This is a genomic window from Pseudomonas sp. Sample_14, assembly GCF_004307515.1.
Taxonomy (GTDB): domain Bacteria; phylum Pseudomonadota; class Gammaproteobacteria; order Pseudomonadales; family Pseudomonadaceae; genus Aquipseudomonas; species Aquipseudomonas atacamensis.
Genome location: NZ_RCOC01000001.1, coordinates 53,893 through 69,090, shown reverse-complemented (window position 1 = coordinate 69,090; position 15,198 = coordinate 53,893). Strand labels below are relative to the sequence as shown.

General features: G+C 60.9%; 18 protein-coding genes. 7 read left to right on the top strand and 11 right to left on the bottom strand.

Features of this window, described 5'->3' with window-relative positions:
* The first annotated feature begins 198 nt into the window (after window positions 1-198).
* The 4 genes from D8U61_RS00360 (at window position 199) to D8U61_RS00345 (ending at window position 3,092) form a co-directional block, all read left to right on the top strand.
* Window positions 199-1,401, top strand: a complete 1,203-nt coding sequence (locus D8U61_RS00360; protein ID WP_130903288.1) for an NAD(P)/FAD-dependent oxidoreductase — start codon at window positions 199-201, stop codon at window positions 1,399-1,401.
* A 40-nt stretch (window positions 1,402-1,441) separates the two neighbouring features.
* On the top strand, window positions 1,442-2,374 hold the full coding sequence (locus D8U61_RS00355) for an MBL fold metallo-hydrolase (protein WP_016774269.1): 933 nt from the start codon (window positions 1,442-1,444) through the stop codon (window positions 2,372-2,374).
* Window positions 2,375-2,519: 145 nt separating this feature from the next.
* On the top strand, window positions 2,520-2,759 hold the full coding sequence (locus tag D8U61_RS00350) for a hypothetical protein (RefSeq protein WP_016774268.1): 240 nt from the start codon (window positions 2,520-2,522) through the stop codon (window positions 2,757-2,759).
* Window positions 2,760-2,843: 84 nt separating this feature from the next.
* A complete protein-coding gene (locus D8U61_RS00345) occupies window positions 2,844-3,092 on the top strand; it encodes a DUF6555 family protein (RefSeq protein ID WP_041480580.1) in 249 nt (82 codons plus the stop codon).
* Here D8U61_RS00345 and D8U61_RS00340 read toward each other — a convergent pair.
* From D8U61_RS00340 to D8U61_RS00330, 3 genes are all read right to left on the bottom strand, one after another.
* On the bottom strand, window positions 3,089-3,823 hold the full coding sequence (locus tag D8U61_RS00340) for a class I SAM-dependent methyltransferase (RefSeq protein WP_130888626.1): 735 nt from the start codon (window positions 3,821-3,823) through the stop codon (window positions 3,089-3,091). The genes D8U61_RS00345 and D8U61_RS00340 overlap by 4 nt on opposite strands.
* 178 nt (window positions 3,824-4,001) lie before the next feature.
* The gene (locus D8U61_RS00335; RefSeq protein ID WP_016774265.1) at window positions 4,002-4,511 is read right to left on the bottom strand and encodes a nucleoside deaminase; all 510 of its coding nucleotides are present in this window, start codon (window positions 4,509-4,511) and stop codon (window positions 4,002-4,004) included.
* 33 nt (window positions 4,512-4,544) lie between these two features.
* Complete coding sequence (locus D8U61_RS00330; RefSeq protein WP_130926233.1) at window positions 4,545-5,885, bottom strand: nucleobase:cation symporter-2 family protein; 1,341 nt, start codon at window positions 5,883-5,885, stop codon at window positions 4,545-4,547.
* 202 nt (window positions 5,886-6,087) lie between these two features.
* Between D8U61_RS00330 and D8U61_RS00325 the strand changes: the two genes are divergently transcribed.
* Window positions 6,088-7,002: a LysR family transcriptional regulator gene (locus D8U61_RS00325; RefSeq protein ID WP_130926232.1), complete on the top strand. Its 915-nt coding sequence runs from the start codon at window positions 6,088-6,090 to the stop codon at window positions 7,000-7,002.
* Here D8U61_RS00325 and D8U61_RS00320 read toward each other — a convergent pair whose 3' ends face one another.
* Both D8U61_RS00320 and D8U61_RS00315 read right to left on the bottom strand, forming a co-directional pair.
* Window positions 7,003-7,428 (bottom strand): VOC family protein, encoded by a 426-nt coding sequence (locus tag D8U61_RS00320; protein WP_125926064.1) that lies wholly within the window; start codon window positions 7,426-7,428, stop codon window positions 7,003-7,005.
* A gap of 164 nt (window positions 7,429-7,592) precedes the next feature.
* Window positions 7,593-8,048 (bottom strand): helix-turn-helix domain-containing protein, encoded by a 456-nt coding sequence (locus tag D8U61_RS00315; RefSeq protein ID WP_110599075.1) that lies wholly within the window; start codon window positions 8,046-8,048, stop codon window positions 7,593-7,595.
* 107 nt (window positions 8,049-8,155) lie between these two features.
* Between D8U61_RS00315 and D8U61_RS00310 the strand changes: the two genes are divergently transcribed.
* On the top strand, window positions 8,156-9,379 hold the full coding sequence (locus D8U61_RS00310; RefSeq protein WP_130926231.1) for an MFS transporter: 1,224 nt from the start codon (window positions 8,156-8,158) through the stop codon (window positions 9,377-9,379).
* Between the two features lie 112 nt (window positions 9,380-9,491).
* Here the strand turns inward: D8U61_RS00310 and D8U61_RS27725 are convergent, their stop codons facing one another.
* The 6 genes from D8U61_RS27725 to D8U61_RS00285 form a co-directional block, all read right to left on the bottom strand.
* Window positions 9,492-9,638 carry a hypothetical protein gene (locus tag D8U61_RS27725; protein ID WP_016774259.1) on the bottom strand — a complete coding sequence of 49 codons (147 nt, stop codon included), beginning with the start codon at window positions 9,636-9,638 and terminating at the stop codon, window positions 9,492-9,494.
* The gene (locus D8U61_RS00305) at window positions 9,635-10,804 is read right to left on the bottom strand and encodes a zinc-dependent alcohol dehydrogenase (RefSeq protein WP_130926230.1); all 1,170 of its coding nucleotides are present in this window, start codon (window positions 10,802-10,804) and stop codon (window positions 9,635-9,637) included. Before D8U61_RS00305 ends, D8U61_RS27725 begins: the two co-directional genes overlap by 4 nt.
* A 41-nt stretch (window positions 10,805-10,845) precedes the next feature.
* Window positions 10,846-11,073: a PLD nuclease N-terminal domain-containing protein gene (locus D8U61_RS00300; protein ID WP_024012535.1), complete on the bottom strand. Its 228-nt coding sequence runs from the start codon at window positions 11,071-11,073 to the stop codon at window positions 10,846-10,848.
* Between the two features lie 86 nt (window positions 11,074-11,159).
* Entirely contained in the window at window positions 11,160-11,615 is a 456-nt protein-coding gene (locus tag D8U61_RS00295) for a YetF domain-containing protein (protein ID WP_024012534.1), read from the bottom strand.
* 7 nt (window positions 11,616-11,622) lie between these two features.
* Window positions 11,623-12,141 (bottom strand): hypothetical protein, encoded by a 519-nt coding sequence (locus tag D8U61_RS00290; protein WP_024012533.1) that lies wholly within the window; start codon window positions 12,139-12,141, stop codon window positions 11,623-11,625.
* Window positions 12,138-12,647, bottom strand: a complete 510-nt coding sequence (locus tag D8U61_RS00285; RefSeq protein WP_130926229.1) for a CinA family protein — start codon at window positions 12,645-12,647, stop codon at window positions 12,138-12,140. The genes D8U61_RS00290 and D8U61_RS00285 overlap by 4 nt, the downstream gene beginning before the upstream one ends.
* A 165-nt stretch (window positions 12,648-12,812) precedes the next feature.
* Between D8U61_RS00285 and D8U61_RS00280 the strand changes: the two genes are divergently transcribed.
* Window positions 12,813-15,194, top strand: a complete 2,382-nt coding sequence (locus tag D8U61_RS00280; protein ID WP_130926228.1) for a DUF3772 domain-containing protein — start codon at window positions 12,813-12,815, stop codon at window positions 15,192-15,194.
* The last annotated feature ends 4 nt before the right edge of the window (window positions 15,195-15,198 follow it).

The following is a 15,198-nucleotide window of genomic DNA, read 5'->3' as shown; positions in this document are numbered from 1 at the left end:
CCCCCCTTCCACCCATGCGTAGCCCACGCACACCGATGGACAACTGCGCTCGCAGTCTCCCCGCCCTAGCATGGCTCTACACAGCGGGCGATTGAGCGCCAGGCAGTACGGCGAGCAGTTACGGCGGCCAGTGATCGTCACGCCAGAGTCCGCATCGGACTCGGGTGTCATCCATCCATCAGCGTCAGGGAGCACATTATGAAACAGCAATTATTGGTGATCGGTGCAGGGTTCGGCGGGCTGTGGAGTGCGCTGAGCGCTGCGCGTTTGCTGGATATGCATGCCCGTCAGGATGTCGAGATCACGCTGCTCGCCCCGCAAGCCGAATTGCGTATTCGCCCGCGCTTCTACGAGCCGGACGTGCACAGCATGTACGCGCCGCTCGACGCGCTGTTCGATGCGGTGGGTGTGCGCTTCGTCAAAGGCACCGCTGAAAGCATCGACGCCCGGGCGCGCCGAATCGGTTACCGCGACGAGGCCGGGCGTCCGGGTGAACTGGCCTACGATCGGCTGGTTCTCGCCAGCGGCAGCCAGCTCGCTCGGCCTCCGGTGCCTGGCCTCAAGGAGCATGCGTTCGATGTCGATCAGATCGAATCCTCGGCGCGTCTGGAACGCCATCTCATCGCCCTCGGCAACCAACCGCCCAGTGTTGCGCGCAACACCGTGGTGGTCGCCGGTGGCGGTTTCACCGGGATTGAAACTGCGACGGAAATGCCGGCGCGCCTGCGTGCGATCATCGGTGAGGATCAAGACCTGCGCGTGATCATTGTCGATCGCAGCAAGGACATCGCCGCGACCATGGGTGATGGCATTCGCCCGTCGATCATCGAGGCGTCAAATGACCTGGGTATCGAATGGATCGTCGATGCCAGCGTTGCCGCTGTGGATGCCAATGGCGTCACCCTCGCCGATGGCCGCCACATCGAAAGCCAGACCGTGATCTGGACCGTAGGTTTCCGCGCCAGCCCGCTCACCGAACAACTCGACGCCGAACGCGATGGCCAGGGCCGCCTGCACGTCGATGGCAACCTCAAGGTGCACGGAATCGATCACGTCTTTGCCGCTGGTGATGTCGCTCGCGCCGCCACAGACGACCTCGGCAACTATGCCGCGATGTCTTGCCAGCACGCGATCAGCCTGGGTCGCTACGCCGGCAACAACGCCGCCGCCGATCTCCTCGGCGTCGCTCCGACAATGTATCGCCAGCCCAAGTACGTGACTTGCCTGGATCTGGGCGCCTGGGGCGCGGTGTACACGGAAGGCTGGGATCGTCAGCTGAAACTGGTGAAGGCCGAAGCCAAAGAGCTGAAGACGCAGATCAACACGGTGTGGATCTACCCGCCCGCCGCCGATCGTCGCGCTGCCCTCGCGGCCGCCGATCCGCTGATCCCTGTAGCCTGATTTCACCCTCCGCTTTAGCCCTGAAAACAAGGAGAACACCATGACCCTGCATCTGGATTCCTTCACCGCCAACCGCGCGGTGGCCCTGCAAACCCAAAGCGAAGAACTGGTGCCGTCGCGCTACGCCCTGCGCCTGGGCGACATTGACGTGATGGTGATCAGCGACGGCGTGTTGCCGTTGCCGACCCAGACCATGTCAACCAATGCCGACCCCGCCGACCGTGCCGCCTGGTTCAAGGAAATGTATCTGGGCCCTGACGCCTTTGACTGGGCGCTCAACGTGCTGGTGGTGCGTAGCGGCGAACAAGTCATCCTCGTCGACGCCGGCCTCGGTGGCCAATTCCCCGGTTTCCCGCGTGCCGGGCAGTTCCCCAAGCGCCTGGCCGCTGCCGGGGTGGATCTCGCCGACATCACTGATATCGTCATCACGCACATGCACATGGACCATATCGGCGGCCTGCTGGTCGACTCGGTGAAGAGCCGTCTGCGTCACGACGTGCGCATCCACGTCACCGCGGCCGAAGTGAATTTCTGGTCCACGCCAGACTTCACCAGCACCGACATGCCCGCACCAGTACCAGACGTCCTGCGCAGCACCGCCAACGCGTTCATCGACCACTATGAAAGCAAGTTGCACATCTTCGAAGACGAATGTCAGGTTGCACCTGGCGTAGTTGCAAAACTCACCGGTGGTCATACGCCAGGGCACTGCGTGGTCTACGTCAACTCCGGTGGCGAGCGCCTGACCTTTGCCGGTGACGCATTGTTCCCGGTGGCGTTCGATCACCCCGACTGGCACAACGGTTTCGAACACGATCCGGCCAAATCGGTGGAAGTGCGCGTGCGCATGCTCAAGGAAGCCGCCGCCAGCGGCGAGCTGTTCGTCGCCACGCATCTGGCCTTCCCTTCGGTGGGTAGGGTCGCGATCAATGGTGCTGCTTTCCGTTGGATACCTGCGATTTGGGATTACTGATTGCGCGCCTGAAATCTTCGCCCGGCTTCTGCCGGGCGAAACCTTTTTCACCGCCATTGCTACGCAGAGCCGTGCGGGCGGTGACCATCCTTCGGTTGCTGTGTACCCTTTCTGCATCAAGCAAATCTGTGCAGAGGAAAGGGTGTTGGCATATCTGGATTGGGTGCAATGGCCGGCGATGCTGGTCACCGTTCTGGCCGCGTGGCTGATCGGTTCGCAACGACCGCAACGGCGCATGAGCGGTTTCGTTTGTTTCAGTCTGAGCAATTTGCTGTGGGTGATCTGGGGCGTCCATGCCGGGGCTTACGCGCTGATCGTTCTGCAGCTCTGCCTGTTCCTGATGAACCTGCGCGGCTTCATGAAGAACCGCGTTTTAGAGCGCTGAGTGACGCTGATCATCCGGCCAGAAAATCCTTTGAATTTTTCTTGTCGGACAAAATCATTTACGTATGAGCGTAAGGAGGAACTCATGCGTAGCACCGATATTTTCGTCATCGAATACAAACATCACGACCAGCCAAAATCATTCGTCATCCGCGCCAAGAGTATGCGCAACGCCGACGCTTGGCATTGGGCGAGCTGTGACGCCGGTATTGCGCCGATTCCGAAACCGGGTAAACCACCGTTGAAAGTGGTTTCCAAACCCCAGGCCGAGCGTTATGGGATTACGGAGGTGAAGTGGCGCGAGACGGCTGCGCTGGACTGGACGGAGGCTTAGGCAAATCGGGTCGCTTGGCTGAGCTTGCACGTCAGCCAGGCGCCCCAGAACAGACTGCTGAAAAACCGTGTTGCATCGCCGAATCCGGCGTCCTGCAGCAGTGCCTGAACCGCCGCCTCCGAGTGCGGCGGATCAGCGCCCTGCAAAATCTTCCCGAGTTTCGCCTGCACCTCGTCAGCGGTTGCGCCCTGCTGTCGCCAGCGCTGGCTCCAGGCTTGCAGCAGCAACGGCTGACTGGCGTAAGCGTAATGATTGCCGGCCACGATCAATGGCGCGCCGGGTTTGAGGCGGGCCTGAATGGAGCGCAGTATCTGTTGCTTGGCCTCATCACCGCCCAGGTGATGGAGTACACCGATCAGGGTGGCGGCGTCGAAAGATGCGTCGGCCGGCAAGTCTTCGACATGACCGAGATGTATCTGGACTCTGTGCAATAGATCATTGGCGCGCAGATGTTCGGTCGCAGCATCGAGCATCGGCCCGGAAGGATCGACCGCAGTGAAGTGCCAATCCGGCTCCAGCGCGGCCATGGCGATGATTTCCTGCGCGGTGCCCCCCGCGCCCACCACCAGCACGTTTGCCGGACGCGACTGCCCAAGGCTGGCGGCGAGCATGCAGGCCGACAGGTCGTGACAGGCATCGTAGCCAGCCAAGGCAATGCGGCTTTGCCGGGCATATTCATTGGCGCGGGAGGTGTCGAATTTGCCGGCGGCGTCAGTGGCGGGTTGGGTCATGGCGATTCTCCTTGTCTTGGCGACACGCTACGCGGTGAGCGTGGAGAAGAAAAATCCAATGATTTCATGGGGGGCATTCCGCTGGGGAATGTGTGGATGTCATCCCGGCAAAGTAAAAGTGATGCAGAGCGTCAGCGGGTGCGTCCCCACGCAGGAGCGTGGGAACGATCCATATCAACTAAGACCAGAACCCTTTATGCGGCTCAGCTGCCTCTGCCTCCAGCATTGGCCCGAAAACGCTCACCGTGCGCTGCCCTCTGGCAAACACTTCGCGACACGGCAACGAGAACGTCGGGTTCTCCGGATGATCGCCGGTCAGCCCGAGCAAAGCATGTTCCGACAACGCATACACCACTCGCCCGACTCCGGTCCAATACACCGCGCCCGCGCACATGCAGCAAGGTTCGGCGCTGGTGTACAGCGTGCACGCCTCCAGCTCCGTGGGTGACAACCGCTTCGCCGCCGCAGCGACCGCGACCAGCTCGGCATGCTGGGTGGGATCACCCTCCGGCGGCATCGAATTGTTGCCCGCTTCGGCAATGACCTTGCCGTCGCGGTCCGCCACCAGCGCCGCAAACGGGTGCCGGCCACGTTGTTTCGACGCCTGCGACAGGGCGATGGTCTGGCGCAGCAATGCCAGGTCCAGATCGCTGACGCCGGCCGGGACAAGCTGAGTGAATTGATTCATGGGTAACTCCTGGGCAGTGGAAAAAAACAAAAGTCAGTCGGCCAGTTCGGCCGTGGAAGCGCCGACGGCGTCGGTCGATAGTTTTTGTTTGTTGAGTAATACGTTGAGCAGAATGGCGGTGATCGCACCGAGAAAAATGCCGCTATCGAGCACCAGTTTCAGCGTCGGGCCGACGTGTTCGAACAGGGCCGGAAACGACATTGGCAAGACGCCGACGCTGACCGACACCGCAACAATGATGGCGTTGCGTGTGCCTTCGAACTGCACCCGTGACAATTCCTGAATGCCCGCCACCGTGGTCATGCCGAACATGACGATCGCGCAGCCGCCCAGCACCGGCGTCGGCACCGCCGCAATCAGCGCGCCGAGCTTGGGGAACAAGCCCATCAACACCATGATCGCGCCAGCGGCGGCGACGACGAAGCGGCTCTTGATGCTCGAAAGCGCAATAAGGCCGGTGTTTTGCGTGAAGGCGTTGTAGGGAAAACTGTTGAACAGACCACCGAGCATGGTCGACAAGCCGTCGGCGCGGAAGGCGTTGCCGAGGGTCTGCTGCGTAGTCGGTTTGCCGACCAGTTTGCCGATGGCCAGGCAGTTGCCAGTGGTCTCGGCCATGATCACCAGCATCGCCAGGGTCATGATCAGAATCGGTACCAGAGAAAATTCCGGCGGACCGAACGCCATTGGCGCGCTCAACTCGAACCACGCCGCCTCGCTGACCCGATTGAAGTGCGTCATGCCGCAGGCGGCAGCGATCAGGCTGCCGACAAACAAGCCGATGAGCACGCTGAGGTTGCCGATGAAACCGCTGAATTTCGCATAAATCACCAGCGTCACACTGACCGTGGCCAGACCCAGCAGCAGATTGCCCGGGCGACCGAAGTCAGGCGAATCGGGATTGCCACCACCCAGCCAGATTGCCGCCGCCGGCATCAGTGAAATACCGATGATGGTGATCAGGCTGCCAATCACCACGGGCGGAAAGAATCGCAGCAAGCGGCTGAACACAGGCGCCAGTGCGATGGTCAGGAAGCCGGCGGCGATCACCGCCCCAAAGATCTGGCTGAGGCCGAACTCCTTGCCGATCATGATCATCGGCGCCAGCGCAATGAACGAGCAGCCCTGAATCAACGGTAACCGCGCGCCGAACTTCCAGAAGCCGAGGGTCTGAATAAACGTCGCCACACCGGACGTCAGCAGGTTGGCGTTGATCAGTAAAACCACCTGAGCCGACGTCAGCCCCATCGCACTGCCGAGAATCAGCGGCACCGCCACCGCTCCCGCATACATCACCAGAACATGCTGCAGGCCGAAGGTGACCAGCTGTCGCAGGGGCAACACCTCATCGACCGGGTGAACGCGTTGTGTAGTCATGGCACAAGCTCCTGAAGGGGCAGCGTTGGTTGTAATCGCGGGCGCTCAGGGACAGATGCACAGAAAGAATCGGCCCCGGCGTTCGAAGACGCGGGGTCATCCTTGAATGTTTTTAACGATGAAACAAATTGGCAACCATCGCTTTTTTCGATGGCAAAGACGCGGCACAATCGCCGTCTCGCTCAAACCCGGAGTACACCGCGTGCGCTTCTCACTCGATCAGTTGCTGATGTTCGTCCAGGTGGTGAAAAGCGGCTCGTTCTCCGCCGCCGGGCGCAAGCTGGGCAAGACGCAGTCGACCATCAGCGCGGCTATTGCCAATCTGGAAACCGACCTTGGCGTAGAGCTGTTCGACCGCAGCAACCGCAGCCCTGCCCTCACCGCCAGCGGGCACAAATTGCTGGTGCAGGCAGAGGCGGTACTGGAACGCTGCATGACCTTCGAGGCCCACGCCGATTGCCTTTCCGATAGCGTCGAACCGAGCCTGACCCTGGCGATTGAAACGCCATACGGCCCGATCATGCCGGTGCTGCAAGCGTTCGAGCAGGCCTTCCCGTTTGTCGATCTGATCATTCGTCACCCGGTCTACGGAGACGTCAGCGAACTGGTCAGCAGCGGCGAGGCGGTGCTGGGCGTGGCGTTTTCGCAGCCGGGCTATCCCCGGGAACTGGCGTTCCAGCAACTGGGCAAACTGATCATGCTGCACGTCTGCCATCCCGATCATCCGCTGGCGCAACTGGACAACGTCACGTTCGACGATTTGCACGTGCACCGGCGCTTGGCGTTCAGTGCGCACGCCAGCAAGCTGCCGAGCAGTGAATACCTGCGTTCGACTCAGCTGTGGCAAGCGGAAAGCTATCTGGCCCTGCTGGAAATGGTCCGCGCCGGCCTCGGCTGGGCGAGCCTGCCGCGCCAACTGATCCAGCGTGAACTGGGCAATGGCGAACTGGTCGAGTTGCAGCTGTCGGCGTACCCGCATACCGACTGGCAAATCGGCGTCGACCTGTTATGGGCACGCCAACGCCCCTTAGGCACGGCCGAGCGCTGGCTGAAGGAAAAGCTGCAGGCCAACAAGGTTTATGAGCGCGATCGCAACGGCCAGATCACTACGCTGTGATCATTTGGCAAACACCTGACTCATGTCTTTGAACGCCTTGAATTCCAGCGCATTGCCGCAGGGATCGAGTAGAAACATGGTAGCCTGCTCGCCGACCTGACCCTTGAATCGAATGTAGGGCTCGATCACGAATTGCGTGCCGAATGACTTCAGTCGCTCGGCCAGTGCCTCCCATTGCTCCCACTGCAAAATGATGCCGAAGTGCGGGACCGGTACGTCGTGACCGTCTACCGGGTTGCTATTAACGCTTTCTTGGGCAGCCGTTTTCGGCTGTTCGTGGATCACCAGTTGGTGGCCGTAGAAGTTGAAGTCGACCCATTGCGCGCTGGACCGCCCCTCCTCCAGGCCGAACACTTCACCGTAAAAACGCCGGCAAGCGGCAAGATCGTAGACCGGGATGGCGAGGTGGAAAGGTGAAAGGCTCATCAGGCACTCCGGTAGTCGCGTTGCTGGAAATATGGCAACGGCGTACCGCTGCTGATCGAGGATCGAAAACAGCCTAGATCAAAAACCCGGCGGTTGCCGACTCGACTTTTCATGCCATGGAGATGGCGCGGCTGTGAATACACGCCACGGCTATCTGCCCGGCTTCATTGCCGGCGCGTCACCACTTTTCGGTGACAGTCCGCCGGGGCCAGCACCGCGCCCGCCTTGGAGCGCACGACGAGAGTCTCAACGGGCTCGGCCCGTTCGTTGTCGAGCAGAATCGAGTGCTCCTCGCCTTCCGCGAACAGGAAGCGCTCGCCCCACTGCCGCAGGCTGACGACGATGGGGAACACCGCGCGGCCCATGTCGGTGAGCACGTATTCCTTGTAGGCACTGCCGTCCGACGCGGGCTGAATCTGCAACACGCCGAGCTCGACGAGCATTTTCAGTTTGACCGTGAGGATGTTCTTGGCCAGGCCCAGACGTTTCTGGAATTCGCTGAAACGGCGCACGTCGTCGAACGCATCGCGAATGATCATCAAGGCCCAGCGATCGCCAATGGCTTCGAGGGTTCGGGCCACCGGGCATTCGCTCTGCGCCAATGTTTGTTGTCGGGCCATGTGGTTCCTGATGGATCGGCTATTGAATGTGGTTGCATTTAACAACCCGAATGAATAAAGATCAACGCCTCGGTTTCAATTCAAAACCACCCTACGAGGAAGCAAGGATGCCGTGCCAGACGCAAACCCTGGTCAATGCGCAAGCCGCAACTGACAGCGCAACGACCGGGCTGAGTCGTTTGCAGACTTTTCTCTTTGCGATCACCTGCGCGATGGCGGTGGCCAATGTTTACCTCGCACAGCCATTGCTGGAATCGATGGCCGCCAGCCTCGGGGTTCCACCGGGGGCGATCGGCGTTGTGGTCACGGCCACGCAAGCCGGGTATGCGGTCGGGCTGCTGTTCATTGTGCCGCTGGGTGATCTGCTCGATCGAAAGAAACTCATCGTCAGCCAACTGCTGTTGTCTGCAACGGCGCTGTGTGCCGTGGGCCTGTCCGAGAGCTGGGGAGTGCTGCTCGGCGCCATGATGCTGGTGGGTCTGCTGGCGGTGGTGGTGCAAGTGGTGGTCGCCTACACCGCCAGCCTTGCTCGCCCGCAGCAGCGCGGCGCCGCCGTAGGCACCGTCACCAGTGGCGTGGTACTGGGCATTTTGCTGGCGCGTTTCGTTTCCGGCGTAGTGGCTGATCTGGCCGGATGGCGCGGCGTGTATTTTGTCTCGGCAGTCATGATGATCGGCTTGGCCCTGCTGTTATGGCGCACCCTGCCCGCCTCGGCAAAACCGCCCGCACAGGGCAGTTACTGGCGACTGCTGCGCTCGGTATTGGAATTGTTTTTGACGGAGCGGGTACTGCGCGTGCGCGGCATCTTCGCCCTGCTGATCTTCGCCGCGTTCAGTGTGTTGTGGACGTCGATGGTGCTGCCGCTCAGCGCCCCGCCCCTGTCGTTGTCCCACACGCAGATCGGCCTGTTTGGTCTGGCCGGAGTGGCGGGCGCACTCGCCGCCGCACGGGCTGGGCGCCTGGCCGACCGCGGCTTGGGCAATCGCACCACCGGCATCGCCCTGGCGCTGCTGACGCTGTCCTGGCTACCCATCGCATTTGTCGACAGTTCGCTGCTGGCGATGGCCGTCGGAGTGATCCTCCTAGACTTCGCCGTGCAAGCGGTGCACGTCACCAACCAAAGCCTGATCTTCGCCGCACGGCCCGATGCGCAGAGTCGACTGGTCGGTGCGTATATGTGCTTTTACTCGGTGGGCAGTGGTTTGGGCGCGATCGCGGCGACGTATACCTATGCGCAATATGGCTGGGTGGCGGTGTGTTTTCTCGGAGGCGGGATCAGTGCTGTGGCTTTACTGTATTGGGCATGGCTGGAATACCGCTACTCGAACTGAACCAATGCGGGAGCGAGCCTGCTCGCGAAGACGGAGCATCAGTCAGCACAGAGTTGTCCGACCTGACGCCTTCGCGAGCAGGCTCGCTCCCACAGGGATTATTTGCCAGCAGTTACTTGCCCTCCTCAGGCTTCTCGGTCTGCATTTGCACCGACGGTTTGCTTTTGTCACCGTCCTTGTTGGGTGCATCGTTGGAATCGAAGCAGCCGCTCAACAGAAACATCGAGCAGAACCCCAGACATACACAGATTTTTTTCATGACGATCTCCTGTCAGCAGTGGTATCGCTACCCGGTTCAAGCTTGACCTTGATCCAGCCGGATTGATGTTGATCAAACGCCTTGAACGCCGAAATCGCGTCGGTCAAAGGCTCGTCCTGAGTCAGCACGTTCGCTGGGTCGACGCGCCCGGCGAGGGTCATTTCGATCAGCTTGGGAATGTATTTGCGGTGATGACAGTTGCCCATATTGATGCGCACGTTCTTGTTCATTGCCTCACCGATCGGGAAGCTGTCGAACCAGGCAGGATAGACGCCGATGATGGAAATCGTGCCGGCCTTGGCCACAGCCTTGACCGCCCACTCCAGCGCCTGCGCCGGCGCATCGCCCGGTTGCCACTGCGCAGGATGATGATGGCCGTGATGGGAATGGTTGGCGTCGATGCCCACGGCTTCGATCACCCGATCGACGCCAATTTCCGCAGTCAGGCGCGCAATGGTTTCAACTGGATCTTCTTTCTCGAAGTTGATGCACTCGGCACCCAATGCCTGCGCGCGAGCGAGGCGATCTTCCAGGCCATCAATGGCGAACACCCGGCCGGCGCCCATCAGCTTCGCACTGATAATCGCAAACAGCCCGACCGGTCCGCAGCCGAACACCGCCACCGTGTCGCCGTCCTTGATCCGGGCCATGTCGGCGCCGAACCAGGCAGTGGGAAAAATATCCGACATGGCAATCGCCTGATCTTCGGTGATGGCGTCCGGCAGTTTGATCAGACCAATGTTGGCGAAAGGGATGCGCGCTTTCTCGGCTTGCAGGCCATCGAACGGCCCGGTGGTTTTCGGCCCGCCAAAGAAGGAAGTGCCAGCGGTTTTACCGTTGGGGTTGGCCACGTCGCACTGGGCGAAATAGCCGGCGCGGCAGTACGAGCAGTTGCCGCAGGCAATGGTCGAGGGAATCAGCACGCGATCGCCAACCTTGAGGTTGCGCACGTCTTCGCCAAGTGCTTCGACGATCCCCACACCTTCATGCCCAAGGATCGTGCCGGGCTGCATGTCCGGCGCACTGCCGCGAATGAAATGCAGATCGGTGCCGCAAATGGCCGACGCGGTCAGCCTGACAATGGCATCGGTCGGTGCTTGAATGGTTGGCTCGGGCACATCGTCCAGGCGGATATCGCCGACGCCATGAAATACAACAGCTTTCATCGTTCACCTCCCATTTTCTGGATGTGCGCAAATCAGGGTTCTTAACCCTTACTGTGTTCCGGCGACGAAGGCCCTTCCTTGACGCCGCGCGGGCCGGCGATGCCCCACACGATCAGGCCGAGCACCGGGAATACAATCAGGCCGATCGCCCAGGCGGCTTTGACGCCGACGCTTTTGTTGCTGCGAAACACACTGACGATCGCCCACAGGTCGACCAGCAGAATGATCACCGCCACGGCGATGGAAAAATAACTGGCTGCCTCGTTCATTTCGCAATCCTCCGATGACTTGTAAGCATTGGGCTGTGAGGCTTTTTCAGCGTTCAAAAAAATTGCGGCCGTGGTGCGCCAAAGGTTCAGCCGCCTTCCGGATCCTGGCGGATCACGGAAATCTTGCCGTTGCGCTCGATGATTGCGAATTTGATCTGGTCGATGGTTTCTATGCCCTGACTGGAGCGCGCCGCCTCCATGACATCCGCCTCGACCAGCCGCGCATGGCGCAGGCGCCGGTGCAACAGCTTGCCGTTCTCGACAATGATCGTCGGCTCGCCATCGATCAGCCGCGACACCCAACTGGAACGCTGTTTGAGCAGGGAGAAACCGACATCCACAGCGATCAGCGTAATGATCACCAGAAACGCATTGGTCAGAGAAAAATCATCACCGAGCAGCGCCTGCTGGGTGGCTTCACCGATGATCATCAGCAGGACGAAATCAAACGTCGTCAACTCGGCCAGCGAACGCCGGCCGGCAATTTTGAACAGCACCATCAGTGCCAGATACATCGCGAGTGCGCGCAACACCGAGTCCATGGGTCACCTATGGATAAATGAATTGAGTGAGCTTCACTTCGCTCGAGCCCGGCACGCGGATTTGGCTGCGAAACAGGCCCAATCCGTCACCGCGCAGCGTCACATAGAGCGTCGCCTGGCCCTGGGCATCCGCCTGCAACCACAAGCGCATGCCCTGTTTTGAGCTGCGCATACGCACCGGGGCCGGTTGCATGGTTTCGACGCTGAAGCCATCGAGCATCTCGCCACCGATGTCGAGTTCGACAGTGGCTTCAGGCGCCGTGTGCACGCTGAGTTTCAGCGGGTTGGTCGAGCCGTTGCGGTGGAACATCTCGTACTCGACCTGGACTTTGCCATCGGCGCTGCGGGCGTCCTGCGAACTGAGCACGCCACGGGAAAACAGCCCCAACAGACCCAGCAGCATGCACAGCACCAGCAGATACCAACCAATGTGCTCGAAGCGCCAGACCTTCAACTGATAGGCCATGTCCTCCTGCACCGGGAACTGCCGACTGCGCAGATCGGGATGCTCAGCGTCGTGCTTCATCGGCGCCACCCTCCTTCGCCGCGCAAGGCGCGACGGTGATAGTCCGGCAACTGCTGCAGGGCGAATTCAGAAGCGAGGGTCTGCACTTCACTGCGCGATCCGGCAAACCATTGCTGGGTGCTGAACAGAAAATGTTTGTCATCGAACTGGAATGCCCAGGCGAAACACACCGTACCGGCCTTGATGCCGTCCATATCGTCGGGGCCGAGAATGCCGGTGGTGGCGACGGCGACGTTGGCCGTGCTGTCGCGCAACGCGCCGATGGCCATTTCACTGGCCACTTCCACGCTGGTCAGATTGAAGGTGTCCATGGTCGCCAGGCTGACGTGCAGGAGGCGCTGCTTGGCTTGCGGCGAATAGACCACATAGCCGCACTCGATCAGCTCGCCGCTGCCGGGGACTTCCGACAGCAACATGACGATTTCCCCGGCCGTGCAGGATTCGGCGGTGGTGATGATCAATGAATGTTGGCGCAGGTATTCAATCGTTTCCTTGGCAATGGACATGGCATGCTCTCGAAGCTGTTATTGCCGGTTGACCGCTCGCTGCACGGATCATTCCGCCGGATTGGATGAGCGTGTAAGCGACTCTTGCAGAGAAAGTTTTCCGCCCCGTTCGGCGCGATCACCTACCCTCATAGACTGTGTGATCCACTCGAGCCCGCCGCCCCCATGCGCTGTTCATTCAAGTCGTTGTTTTTCATTCTGTTCCTACTGCTGATGCCGGGCAGCGCTGCACTGTGGGCGGCGGACCTTGGCGCGCCGGCAAACACAGGTGCAGCGCCGCTACCCGTGATTTCGCAAAGCGATCTGCAAGCCCTGCAACAACGCCTCGACGGGCTCAAGCAGCAGATTTCGGCGGCCAACAATTACAACCAGCTCGAAGGCCCGCAGGATCGGGTGCAGGCGTTCATTCTCGATGTCGATCGGTTGTCGGCAGCGCTGTTGCCGCAACAGGCGCAACTGGCGGTGCAACTGGGCGTGCTCGGCACGGCGCCAGACGCCGAGGTGGCCGCCGAGCAAGCCGATATCGTCGCGCAGCGGGCGACGCTGGCGGAGCAGAAAAGCAAAATCGATGGCACCCTGAAAAGCCTCGCTGCACTGAAACAGAACGCCGCCGACCTGATCACGCAAATCGCCGGCATCCGCCGCACCCTGCTGGAAAGCGAACTGACCCTGAGCACGCGCAGCGTATTGAGCCCGTATTTCTGGACACCGCTGGTCAATCCAAGCGAAGACGACCGCCAGCGCCTGCGACTGTTCGTCGAGCAGGTGGCTGACGTATGGGCCACGGTCTGGGCGCCGGGCGAGCGGTTTTACACCTGCGTACTGGTGCTGTTGGCGCTGCTGATCTGGACCTTCGGCCGACGTCTGGCTGAGCGCGGGCTGACCTGGTTCTGCATTCATCGCGTGGCGGAGGGCCGACTGCGCAGAAGCGCCTTGGCCTTCGCCTCAGCTATCGCGACGTTCGTCACCACCGCCATCGCCCTGAAGCTGTTGTTCTACGCCTGCACCCGCCACGACGCGCTGCCGCCGGTGCTGGAAACCTTCTCCGAAGAGTTCGAGAAAGTCGTCTATGCCTGCGTGCTGATCACCGGCCTCAGCCGCGCATTGCTCTCCACCGCGCACCCGTCCTGGCGCCTGCCGTCGATTGCCGATCCAGTGGCGCTGGCCCTCAAGCCTTATCCGCGAATCCTCGCCTGCTCGTTGCTGGTGTTGGTGACGCTGGTGCAAGTCGCCAATGCCACAGGCATGAGCAGCCACATCGTGATGGCCGGGCGCGGCGTGATTTCCATGGTGGTGCTGGCGATCATCGGCACGATGCTGTTGCGCGTCGGCAAAGTGCGCAAGGCCTTGGTCGCAGCCAATGACGCGTCGGCTACGAACAGCGTGTTCGCCGGGCTGATTTACAGCGTCGCCAGTCTCTCGATGTTGGTGACGGCCATCGCCCTGCTTGCCGGCTATGTTTCGCTGGCACGGTTCATCAGCTATGAGCTGGTGTGGGGCTATGTCGTGCTGTCGGGCTTCTACTTGCTGATTCAGCTGGTCAAGGACGCCTGTGAGCACCTGTTTTCGCCGAAACACGCGAGCGGCCAGGCGCTCAAGCAATTGCTCGGCGTCAGCGACCGGCGCCTCGAGCAGACGTCGATCCTGTTGTCCGGCGTCAGCCGCGCCGGCCTGATGCTGATGGCGCTGATTTCGTTGTTTGTCGGCGGCATCGGCACCACGCTTGGCCAACTGGTCACCAACATAATGTCGATTCTTGGCGGCGCCGGTTTGCGCAAGCTGAATATTGTCCCGGCGCATCTGCTCAACGCGCTACTGGCACTGCTGATTGGCATCTGGCTGATCCGTGCATTAAGCCGCTGGCTCGACAACGAATTCCTGCCCAAGACCGACATGGACCCGGGCATGTGCGCATCTCTGAGCACGCTGTTTTCCAACATCGGCTACGCCTTTGTGATTCTGCTGACGCTATCGTCGCTGGGCGTGCAGTGGACCAATCTGGCGTGGATCGTCAGTGCGCTATCCGTGGGTATCGGCTTTGGCTTGCAGGAGATCGTCAAGAACTTCGTCTCCGGCCTGATCCTGCTCACCGAGCGCCCGGTAAAAGTCGGCGACCTGATCAGCATCAGCGGCGTCGAGGGCGACATCCGCCGGATCAACGTGCGTGCCACGGAAATCCAGCTCAGCGACCGCTCGATCGTGATCGTGCCCAACTCGCAGCTGATCTCGCAGAATCTGCGCAACGTTACCCTCGGCGGCAGTGCTCAGGGCGTGGCATCGCTGGAGCTGGTGTTCCCGCTGGATATCGATCCTGAGCAGGTCAAACAACTGCTGCTGGATGCTTATCACGAGAACGAAACTATCCTCGATAAACCGGCGCCGTTCGTGCGTTTCAGCAAATTGTCGCCGGACGGCATAACCCTCACGGTCACCGGCTATGTCGGCAGCCCGAGGATTGTCGGGCTGACCAAGAGCGATTTGTTGTTCGAAGTGTTGAAGCGGTTGGGCGCGGCGGGGATTGCGCTGGCGAAACCGCCAGCGGCGTGATTCG

Coding starts and splice junctions, on each gene's coding strand:
- D8U61_RS00360 (WP_130903288.1), top strand. CDS start 199: ATGAAACAGCAATTATTGGTGATCGGTGCAGGGTTCGGCGGGCTGTGG.
- D8U61_RS00355 (WP_016774269.1), top strand. CDS start 1,442: ATGACCCTGCATCTGGATTCCTTCACCGCCAACCGCGCGGTGGCCCTG.
- D8U61_RS00345 (WP_041480580.1), top strand. CDS start 2,844: ATGCGTAGCACCGATATTTTCGTCATCGAATACAAACATCACGACCAG.
- D8U61_RS00340 (WP_130888626.1), bottom strand. CDS start 3,823: ATGACCCAACCCGCCACTGACGCCGCCGGCAAATTCGACACCTCCCGC.
- D8U61_RS00335 (WP_016774265.1), bottom strand. CDS start 4,511: ATGAATCAATTCACTCAGCTTGTCCCGGCCGGCGTCAGCGATCTGGAC.
- D8U61_RS00330 (WP_130926233.1), bottom strand. CDS start 5,885: ATGACTACACAACGCGTTCACCCGGTCGATGAGGTGTTGCCCCTGCGA.
- D8U61_RS00320 (WP_125926064.1), bottom strand. CDS start 7,428: ATGAGCCTTTCACCTTTCCACCTCGCCATCCCGGTCTACGATCTTGCC.
- D8U61_RS00315 (WP_110599075.1), bottom strand. CDS start 8,048: ATGGCCCGACAACAAACATTGGCGCAGAGCGAATGCCCGGTGGCCCGA.
- D8U61_RS00310 (WP_130926231.1), top strand. CDS start 8,156: ATGCCGTGCCAGACGCAAACCCTGGTCAATGCGCAAGCCGCAACTGAC.
- D8U61_RS27725 (WP_016774259.1), bottom strand. CDS start 9,638: ATGAAAAAAATCTGTGTATGTCTGGGGTTCTGCTCGATGTTTCTGTTG.
- D8U61_RS00305 (WP_130926230.1), bottom strand. CDS start 10,804: ATGAAAGCTGTTGTATTTCATGGCGTCGGCGATATCCGCCTGGACGAT.
- D8U61_RS00300 (WP_024012535.1), bottom strand. CDS start 11,073: ATGAACGAGGCAGCCAGTTATTTTTCCATCGCCGTGGCGGTGATCATT.
- D8U61_RS00295 (WP_024012534.1), bottom strand. CDS start 11,615: ATGGACTCGGTGTTGCGCGCACTCGCGATGTATCTGGCACTGATGGTG.
- D8U61_RS00290 (WP_024012533.1), bottom strand. CDS start 12,141: ATGAAGCACGACGCTGAGCATCCCGATCTGCGCAGTCGGCAGTTCCCG.
- D8U61_RS00285 (WP_130926229.1), bottom strand. CDS start 12,647: ATGTCCATTGCCAAGGAAACGATTGAATACCTGCGCCAACATTCATTG.
- D8U61_RS00280 (WP_130926228.1), top strand. CDS start 12,813: ATGCGCTGTTCATTCAAGTCGTTGTTTTTCATTCTGTTCCTACTGCTG.